11 protein-coding genes are annotated in these 8,903 nt (G+C 31.6%); 6 read left to right on the top strand and 5 right to left on the bottom strand.

The window, feature by feature from the left end; all coding sequences use genetic code 11:
• The 4 genes from RMN92_RS12030 to RMN92_RS12045 form a co-directional block, all read right to left on the bottom strand.
• Nucleotides 1-170 (bottom strand): DnaJ domain-containing protein (locus tag RMN92_RS12030; RefSeq protein ID WP_309609694.1); only part of this gene is annotated, 170 nt, incomplete at its 3' end.
• Between the two features lie 74 nt (nt 171-244).
• Nucleotides 245-817: a nucleotide exchange factor GrpE gene (locus tag RMN92_RS12035; RefSeq protein ID WP_309609684.1), complete on the bottom strand. Its 573-nt coding sequence runs from the start codon at nt 815-817 to the stop codon at nt 245-247.
• A 191-nt stretch (nt 818-1,008) separates the two neighbouring features.
• Complete coding sequence (locus RMN92_RS12040; protein WP_309609685.1) at nt 1,009-1,917, bottom strand: TIGR01777 family oxidoreductase; 909 nt, start codon at nt 1,915-1,917, stop codon at nt 1,009-1,011.
• Nucleotides 1,918-2,015: 98 nt separating this feature from the next.
• Complete coding sequence (locus tag RMN92_RS12045; protein WP_309609686.1) at nt 2,016-2,468, bottom strand: DUF4442 domain-containing protein; 453 nt, start codon at nt 2,466-2,468, stop codon at nt 2,016-2,018.
• A 227-nt stretch (nt 2,469-2,695) separates the two neighbouring features.
• On the opposite strand from RMN92_RS12045, the gene RMN92_RS12050 reads away from it, so the two are divergent.
• The 6 genes from RMN92_RS12050 to RMN92_RS12075 all read left to right on the top strand — a co-directional run bounded on the left by RMN92_RS12050 (nt 2,696) and on the right by RMN92_RS12075 (nt 7,965).
• Entirely contained in the window at nt 2,696-3,025 is a 330-nt protein-coding gene (locus RMN92_RS12050) for a PadR family transcriptional regulator (RefSeq protein WP_309609687.1), read from the top strand.
• 5 nt (nt 3,026-3,030) lie between these two features.
• Nucleotides 3,031-4,776 carry a PspC domain-containing protein gene (locus tag RMN92_RS12055; RefSeq protein ID WP_309609688.1) on the top strand — a complete coding sequence of 582 codons (1,746 nt, stop codon included), beginning with the start codon at nt 3,031-3,033 and terminating at the stop codon, nt 4,774-4,776.
• A gap of 2 nt (nt 4,777-4,778) precedes the next feature.
• Nucleotides 4,779-5,519, top strand: a complete 741-nt coding sequence (locus RMN92_RS12060; protein ID WP_309609689.1) for a head GIN domain-containing protein — start codon at nt 4,779-4,781, stop codon at nt 5,517-5,519.
• A gap of 155 nt (nt 5,520-5,674) precedes the next feature.
• Entirely contained in the window at nt 5,675-5,812 is a 138-nt protein-coding gene (locus tag RMN92_RS12065) for a hypothetical protein (protein WP_309609690.1), read from the top strand.
• Nucleotides 5,776-7,020, top strand: a complete 1,245-nt coding sequence (locus RMN92_RS12070) for a serine hydrolase (protein ID WP_309609691.1) — start codon at nt 5,776-5,778, stop codon at nt 7,018-7,020. The genes RMN92_RS12065 and RMN92_RS12070 overlap by 37 nt, the downstream gene beginning before the upstream one ends.
• 111 nt (nt 7,021-7,131) lie before the next feature.
• Nucleotides 7,132-7,965: a GIN domain-containing protein gene (locus RMN92_RS12075; RefSeq protein WP_309609692.1), complete on the top strand. Its 834-nt coding sequence runs from the start codon at nt 7,132-7,134 to the stop codon at nt 7,963-7,965.
• 290 nt (nt 7,966-8,255) lie between these two features.
• Here RMN92_RS12075 and RMN92_RS12080 read toward each other — a convergent pair.
• Nucleotides 8,256-8,903: FAD-dependent oxidoreductase (locus RMN92_RS12080; protein ID WP_309609693.1), on the bottom strand; the 648-nt coding region annotated here is incomplete at its 5' end.

Genomic DNA, 8,903 nt, shown 5'->3' on the forward strand with positions numbered 1-8,903 from the left:
CTTAAAACTTCGTAAGCTTCGGCTGCTTTTTTGAAATTTTCTTCGGCAGCTGCATCGCCTGGATTTTTATCAGGATGAAACTCAATGGCTTTTTTGCGATAGGCTTTTTTTATTTCAGCTTCGGTTGCACTTTTGTCTATACCTAATATTTCGTAAAAATCTTTTTTCATAATTCATTAAAATTACAAAACAGAAATCTCAAATATAAATGTTATTCGTGATTTGAATTTTGTATTTTGTTAGTTTAATTTCCGATAACTACTTTTGGAAAACGGATGATTTTATCACCCAATTTGTATCCTTTTTCAATTACATCCACCACTTTTCCTTTCAGTTTATCGCCAGCAGGAATTTGTGTAATGGCTTCTGCAAAATCTGCATTAAAAGCGTCGCCAGATTTAATTTCAACCACTTCAAGTCCTTTAGAAAACAAAGTGTCTTTTAATTTTGTGTGAATTAATTCAACACCTTTAATTAAATTTTCATCTTCCGATTTTGTGATTTCAACCAAAGCTCTGTCAAAATCATCCATTACTGGCAAAATGGCTTGAAGCACTTCTTGATTTGCTGTTTTAAACAAATCCATTCTCTCCTTGGAGGTACGTTTTTTATAATTTTCAAATTCTGCGAACAAACGCAAAAATTTATCTTTTTCTGAAGCTAAATCTTTAGATAATTGCTCTTCAATACTTAATTCTTCTATTATTAGCTGTTCGCCATTAGCATTTTGTTCTAATGTAATTTCATCTAATTCCTTGTCTATCTCAGTATTTTCAGTGGTCATTTTTGATTTATTTTTAAATATATTTTGAAACATTTTTGAAATTTAGATTGCAAAAGTACTGCCAATTATGAAATAAATGTCAAATTGTCATTAATTAATTTAATATAACTTTAAGAAACTTTGATTTTGGAATATGTATTTTTGGTATATTAAATAGTCAATACATTTATCCATATTATTAATTCGAATATATCTAAAAGAGCACTTTCCCCAAGGTGCTCTTTTTATTTTTGAAGAAGTTGTTTGAGTGCAGTGTGTATGGTTTTGTATTCAAATTCAAAACCTAGATGGGCTAATTTTTGAGAACTTACATTCTGACTTTCAAATAAAATAGTATGCATTTCGCCTAAAACTATTTTCATTATAAACTTAGGTACATTTGGTAAAATGAGTGATTTGTTTAATTCCTGAGCTACAGTAGATGTCAATTCCTGATTGGTAACAGGATTAGGTCCAACCGCATTAAAAATTCCTGACAAATTGTTTTGCAAGGCAAATAAAAATATGTTGGCTAAATCATGAATATGAATCCAAGATTGCATTTGTTTTCCTGAACCAAAAGCAGCTCCTAAACCCAATTTTGCTGGTTTTAAAATTTCTTTAAGTGCGCCACCATTCGTCGATAAGACTAGACCAATACGAATTTTGCAAACTTTTATGTTTAATCTTTCTATTTGATTTGCAGATTCTTCCCACTTCACAACCACATTAGATAAAAATGAATCGTCAAAATTTTCAAAATCTTCCTTGTAAAAATTCTTTAAACTGTTTGGGTAAATACCAATAGCGGAAGCAGAAATAAATTGTTCTATATGATGTGGATTATTTTTTAAGGCATTGAAAAGCAAATTGGCAGATAGGACTCTACTTTCAATAATTTCTTGTTTGTATTTTGAAGTCCATCGTTTTGCTATAGAAGCACCTGCCAAGTGAATTATGGCTGAAACACCCAGTAAGCAGTTTTCGTCTATAACTCCTGTTTGAGGATTCCAGTAAAAACCTGTAAAATTAGGCTGGTGTTGAATTTTATTTTTTGAAGTGGTTAAATAATGTATTTTAATACCATTTTGCAAAAGCAATTCGGTAATTTCCTTTCCAATAAGTCCAGTGGCACCAGTGATTAAAACTTTCATTCTTGATTTTTATTCAAAAATAAGAAATGATTGCATTACACATTTGTTAATTGTAGCGACTTTAACTTTTGCATTTAAATGAAAGTTGGAAGTTAATTTTATTTTAATCTTATACTCCATTCAAAATCCATTTCCGACACTTGCTCCCCTTTTTCATTCACTCCAATTGATTTCATCCAGAATGTTTGTCCTTCACCATTTTCGATGGTTTTTTTAATGGCTTCATCAATCAAATGACCATCATTGCAAGTAAAATTGATGCGACCTGTAGCTTTTTTAGAAAAATTTCCTTTATTATTGGCAACCAACATCGATATATTGCGTTTACTTTTTTGAATATGCAACATCACCATGGCTCCTGTGGTCAATTCTGCAGCCATGGCTTGAACTGCAAAATACATGGATTTGAAAGGATTCTGATTCACCCAACGGTGTTTGACTGAAACTACACATTGGGTTTCATCTATACTTTTTGCCCTGACACCACACCAATAAGCAGATGGTAATTTAAAAAACAAAAACTTATTTAAATTGGAAGCTGTAAACTGCATAGCGATTGATTTTTTTGCTAAAATACAAAAAATTGCTATGCACGCCTAATATTATAAGTTGTTAAATAAAAGTTAATATTTAGTACTTTGTTTTGCATAATACCTTTTTTTAGCCTTATCTTTGTATAAGAAATTAATATACTAAAGATAGTATTATATAAATTAGTTTCAATCATCATCAAAAAAAATCAAAAAATGAACAGTTTAATCATTAAAAAAGAAAATTTATGAACATTGAAAACACAAAAGCGCAAATGCGAAAAGGTGTTCTTGAGTTTTGCATCTTATCTGTATTAAGAGATAAAGAAGCATATACCTCAGAAATATTAGACACCCTAAAAAACGCAAAATTGCTTGTCGTTGAAGGCACAGTTTATCCTTTACTCACAAGACTTAAAAACGACGGATTGCTCGACTATCGTTGGGAAGAATCGAACTCTGGTCCACCAAGGAAATATTATGGACTCACAGAAGAAGGAAATTTATTTTTAACCGAATTAAATGGCACTTGGACCGAATTGTCTGATGCTGTAACATTAATAACAACCAAAAACTAACAGCTATGAACAAGACAGTAAATATGAATTTAGGTGGTTTTTTCTTCCACATTGACGAAGATGCCTATCAAAAATTGAATCGCTATTTTGATGCTATAAAGCGTTCACTATCAAGCGACGGTCGTGAAGAAATAATGAATGATATTGAAAGTAGAATTTCGGAACTTTTTTCTGAAAAGTTAAGTACTGACAAACAAGTTCTTGGTATAAAAGATGTTGATGATGTTATTGCCATCATGGGGCAACCAGAAGATTATAAAATAGAAGACAATGATCCTCAAGAAACAAGTTATAGTTACGCTTCCTCAGGAAAATCAAAAAAATTATACCGTGATACCGAAAATGGAATTTTAGGTGGCGTATCCTCTGGTTTGGGACATTATTTTGGTGTAGATTCTGTATGGATTAGAATTGCTTTGGTACTATTGGTTTTTGCAGGATTTGGAACTGGAATTATTGCTTACCTTGTTTTATGGGTTGTCATGCCTGAAGCAAAAACAACTTCGGAAAAGTTGGAAATGAGAGGTGAACCTATCAATATTTCAAATATAGAAAAAAAAGTAAAAGAAGAATTTGGTAATTTATCTGATAAATTCAAAAATGCAGATTATGATAAAATGGGAAACCAATTTCGAAGCAGTGCTGAGAAAATAGGCGGAACATTGGGCGATGTTTTACCAAAAATATTTGTAGCTTTTGGAAAAGTTTTGGGCGCATTTATAGTTTTTATTGCTGCGTCAACACTTATTAGTCTAATCATTAGCTTCTTTGCGGTAGGCACATTTCCTTTCTTTGACATGCCTTGGCACAATTATGTAGAAGCTGTGAACTACTCTACTATGCCTTTTTGGTTTCTAATGTTGTTAAGCATATTGGCTGTTGGAATTCCGTTTTTCTTTTTACTTATTTTAGGATTAAAGCTGTTGGTAACCAATTTAAGATCAATAGGAAATACAGCAAAATATACGCTTTTGGCCTTATGGATAATATCTGTTGCTGTTCTTATACTTTTTGGAATCAAACAAGCCACAGCTGTTGCTTACGAAGGCAAGGTATCAAACAAACAAGAAATATTAATCAATCCAGCAGATACTTTAAAAATCAAATTTCAATACAACGATTTGTATTCTAAAAATATAGACGACAGAGAAGATTTTGAGTTTGTACAAGATGCTGCTAATAGAGAGTTGATTTATTCCAACGATATTGAATTTCATATTATGCCAACAAGCGAGAAAACACCTTATGTTTTGGTTGAAAATATTGCCAATGGAAATACACAAAGTGATGCTAAAAAAAGAGCAGAAAAAATAGATTATAATTTTAAGGTTGAAGGAAACGAAATTATTTTTGACAACTATTTGCTCACAGAAGCTACAAATAAATTTAGAGATCAGGAAGTAAAAATATACTTATATTTACCAAAGGGAACTTTATTTATAACAGATAGTTCCGTAAAAGAATATGATGATAGCGACAATGATTTTTTCAACTTGCACCACAGTTCTAGCGATTATATTTACAAAGTAGAATCGAATAAAGTAAAATGTTTGAATTGCCCAGCTGATGAAGACGAATATAATGATATCGACAACCAAGAACTGGAAGAAGAGCTGGAAGAAATAGTGCCTGGAAATGTGACCATTAATAAGAATGGAATATCAATCACAAACGATACTACTGCTTCAGATTCAAAAAATATCAAAGAATTAAAAATAAACAAAGACGGAATAATCATTAAAACCAACTAGTCATGATAAAATTTATGATTCATTTAGCAAAAATAATAGTAGTTAGTTTCATCGCAATATTATTTGGTTCTTGCGATTTCAATATAAATTTTGGTGATGGAATCAAAGGAAACGGAAAAGTTATTTCCCAAGTAAGAAACATATCTGAAAACTTTGAAAGCATCAAAGTGAGCCAAGGAATTGAAGTGATACTAACACAATCCAACGATAAATTAGTATCTGTAGAAACTGATGAGAATATTCAAAATCACATTATCACAGAGGTGGAAAATGGCACTTTGATTGTTAAGGCAGATGAAAATTATAGAACTTCAAAATCTCCAAGAGTAACAATTAATATGCCAACTGTAAGTGAACTAAAATCATCAAGCGATGCAGAAATTTCAAGTACCAATATTTTAAAATCAAACAATATCGAAATTGATGCTAGTAGCGGAAGTGAAATAAACGTTGACATTGAAGCAGAAAACATGTCATTGGAGACTTCTAGTGGAAGCGAAATAACCGCCAATGGAAAAGCGATGAAACTCCAAACGAAAGCATCTAGTGGAAGCAGTATAAATGCAAACGAATTAATGGCAAACGAAATAATTGCTACAGCAAGTAGTGGAAGCAGTATTGATGTCTTTCCAATTTTAAATTTGAAAGCCAAAGCATCTAGCGGAGCCAATATTGATTATCACAAAACGCCTAAAAGCATTACAAAAGAAGAAAGCTCTGGCGGAAGTGTAAGTGAAAACTAATTTTCCATTCAAACTAAAAATAAGAATATACAATCATCATGAAAAAAAAATTAAATCACAGTATAGCAAAGGTAATCGCTCTGACTATATTCATGCTGCTCACAACAATAAACGTAGCATTTGCTCAAACCAAGTCAGATAAAATTGATAAATTAATGAGTCAATATTCAGAGTATGGACAGTTTAACGGTAGTGTATTGGTTGCAGAAAAAGGAAAAGTAATTTATAAAAAAGGGTTTGGAATGGCTAATATGGAATGGAATATTCCAAACCAAACACAAAGCACCGATTAGGTTCTGTTTCTAAACAATTTACAGCTTTATTAATCCTTAAATTGGTTGAACAAGGAAAATTGAAATTAGACACTCCAATTTCAGCATATTTGCCAGATTACCCTAAAAAAACTGGCGATGTAATCACGCTGCATCACTTATTGACGCACACTTCTGGCATTCCAAATTATACTTCTTTTCCCAATTTTTTTAAAGAGGTGAGCAAAAATCCATATTCTCCAGAAACATTTGTAAAACAATTTTCAGATTTAACACTTCAATTTACACCAGGTGAAAAATTTGCTTACAGCAACTCAGGTTATTTTTTATTGGGTTACATTATAGAAAAAGTATCTGGCAAAACATATGAAAATTATTTACAAGAAATAATTTTCAAACCTTTAAAAATGAACAATTCTGGATATGACAATAGTAGTGTAATATTAAAAAACAGAGCCTCAGGCTATGAAAAAAATGGAAAAAGTTATGTGAACACAAGTTTTATAGATATGTCAATACCATATGCGGCAGGTTCATTGTATTCGACTGTCGAAGATTTGTATCTTTGGGATCAATCACTTTACAGCAATCAATTACTTTCTTCAAAATCTATGGATTTATTTTTTGGCTCACACATTGACACTGGAAGAGGCAAATATGGTTATGGATGGAATATAAATGATGTTCCAAATCTTAAAAATGACAATGTTCGCATGGTGGAACACGGTGGCGGCATTAATGGATTTAATACTGTAATATCTAGAATTCCTTCAGACAAAAATTTGGTTGTATTGTTGAACAATACTGGCGGAACCAATTTAAATGAAATGAATAAAGCCATTCTATCCATTTTGTATGACAAACCGTTTGATATGCCCAAAATGTCCATGGCAATTGCTCTTCAAGATATTATAGCAGAAAAAGGCTTGACTATTGGTTTAGAAGAAGCAAAAGCACTGAAAAATTCTGATAAATATGCATTTAAAGAAGATGAAATGAATGGTATTGGGTATCAATTTTTGCAATCAGGAAAAAATAAAGAAGCCATTGAAATTTTCAAATTAAATGTAGAAAAGTTTCCAAAATCAGGCAATGCATACGACAGTTTAGGAGAAGCTTATTTAAAAGATGGAAATAAAGAATTGGCTATTGTCAATTATAAAAAATCAGTTGAGCTGGATCCAAAAAATGAAGCTGGAAAAAAAGTATTGGAAGAAATTTCAAAATAACCAAAATCAATCATTTAATTAAATAGAAACAACAAAATATTTTATTTATCATAAAAAATCATTCGTTAATCGCGAATGATTTTTTATATATTTGCAACAAACAAATTCCAAATGAAAAAAATATACCTACTGATTTTTTGTATTTTTCTAGCCACCAATTCTTTTGCTCAAAAGAAAGAGAAAATAAAAGGAAATAAAGTTATAACCATTGTAAAAAGTGAAGTAACTCCATTTACAGAAATTGAAATCGAAGACAACCTAGAAGTATATTTGATCAAAGGAGATAAAAATTCTATTGAGGTTGAAACCGATGAAAATTTGCATGCCGAAATAAACCACAAAACCTACGGAAACACACTTCGTTTAAATACAAATAAGGATATTTCTGGCTTCAAAAAATTAGAAGTAAGGGTTATTTATACAGATAGTTTGAAACTAATAACCACAAGACACGAAGGCAAATTAAATATCCTAACTGCCATTTCCATTCCAAATGTTACCGTTAAAACATTCGATTTTTCCAAAGCCATTATCAATATAAATTCTCCAAAATTTACATTGCTGGCCAACGACAAATCAAAAGTAGAACTCAATTTAAAAAGTCAAGATGCTTTTGTAGAAATGAGCAAAAATTCTGAAATAAAAGCCATGATTTCTTCACCAAAACTGAAGTTTGACATGTATCAAAAATCTGAAGCAATTGTGGAAGGAGACGTGGCAGAAATGACCATTCGATTGGATAACAACGCCAAATACGAAGGAAGAAAGTTAGTTACCAAATCGCTCGATTTAACTTGCGAAGGAAACACAAATTGCTATGTAAATACCAATGGAAGCCTTAATATTTCTGCCAATTCGAAATCGGAAATTTATATTTATGGCGATCCAAAAATCGAATTAAAAAAGTTTACTGGAGATGCCACTTTGTACAAAAAATCAAAGTAGTTTTATTTGGAGCACAACATTCTAGTACGTGTTGAACATTGTTCCTGCTTGCACCTTTATCTCTCCGCTTTGCTACGAGGATATCGGCTTAATCAGGGCTAAATTAGAAACTTTTGCCTTCTATTAAACATTAAAAAAATCCCATTTTGTTATTTCAAAATGGGATTTTTTTTATCAATTAGTCAAATATTTTTAAACTATTTCCTTTAAAGCTTTTATAAAAATTGACAAACAATAAACACTTAAAATATTTTAAATCTGAAATCTAAAGTCTGAAATCTAAAATCCTATTATTCTTTACCAGCCAAATATCTTTCTGCATCCAAAGCTGCCATACAACCTGTACCTGCAGCAGTTATTGCTTGTCTATAAACATGGTCAGCAGCATCGCCAGAAACAAAAACACCTTCCACATTGGTTTTTGACGATCCTGGTGTATTTACAATATAACCAGTTTCATCAAGGGTAATAAAATCTTTAAAAATATCAGTATTTGGTTTATGTCCAATGGCTACAAAAAATCCAGTTGATGGAATTTCAAAAGTTTCGTTGGTCGTTTTGTTTAACGCTTTCACGCCAGTAACCACTTGACCATCACCCAAAACTTCCACCGTATCATGGTTCATTAAGATTTCAATGTTTTCGGTTTTGCGCACTCGAGCCTCCATTATTTTTGACGCTCTAAATTTTTCACTACGCACAAGCATGGTTACTTTTTTGCATAATTTAGACAAGTAATGCGCTTCTTCACAAGCAGAATCGCCAGCACCTACAATAACAACTTCTTGATTTCTATAAAAGAACCCATCGCAAATTGCACAAGCAGAAACGCCACCACCCATTTTCAAATAGTGTTGTTCAGATTCTAAGCCAAGATACTTTGCAGTAGCACCAGTTGAAATAATTACTGTTTCACAATGCAATTCTTTGGTATCATT

This window comes from Flavobacterium sp. (assembly GCF_031363805.1).
Classification (GTDB): domain Bacteria; phylum Bacteroidota; class Bacteroidia; order Flavobacteriales; family Flavobacteriaceae; genus Flavobacterium.

Excerpts from the sequence above, each read along its gene's own strand:
- RMN92_RS12035 (WP_309609684.1), bottom strand. The coding sequence starts at position 817 with ATGTTTCAAAATATATTTAAAAATAAATCAAAAATGACCACTGAAAAT.
- RMN92_RS12040 (WP_309609685.1), bottom strand. The coding sequence starts at position 1,917 with ATGAAAGTTTTAATCACTGGTGCCACTGGACTTATTGGAAAGGAAATT.
- RMN92_RS12045 (WP_309609686.1), bottom strand. The coding sequence starts at position 2,468 with ATGCAGTTTACAGCTTCCAATTTAAATAAGTTTTTGTTTTTTAAATTA.
- RMN92_RS12050 (WP_309609687.1), top strand. The coding sequence starts at position 2,696 with ATGAACATTGAAAACACAAAAGCGCAAATGCGAAAAGGTGTTCTTGAG.
- RMN92_RS12055 (WP_309609688.1), top strand. The coding sequence starts at position 3,031 with ATGAACAAGACAGTAAATATGAATTTAGGTGGTTTTTTCTTCCACATT.
- RMN92_RS12060 (WP_309609689.1), top strand. The coding sequence starts at position 4,779 with ATGATAAAATTTATGATTCATTTAGCAAAAATAATAGTAGTTAGTTTC.
- RMN92_RS12065 (WP_309609690.1), top strand. The coding sequence starts at position 5,675 with ATGAGTCAATATTCAGAGTATGGACAGTTTAACGGTAGTGTATTGGTT.
- RMN92_RS12070 (WP_309609691.1), top strand. The coding sequence starts at position 5,776 with ATGGAATATTCCAAACCAAACACAAAGCACCGATTAGGTTCTGTTTCT.
- RMN92_RS12075 (WP_309609692.1), top strand. The coding sequence starts at position 7,132 with ATGAAAAAAATATACCTACTGATTTTTTGTATTTTTCTAGCCACCAAT.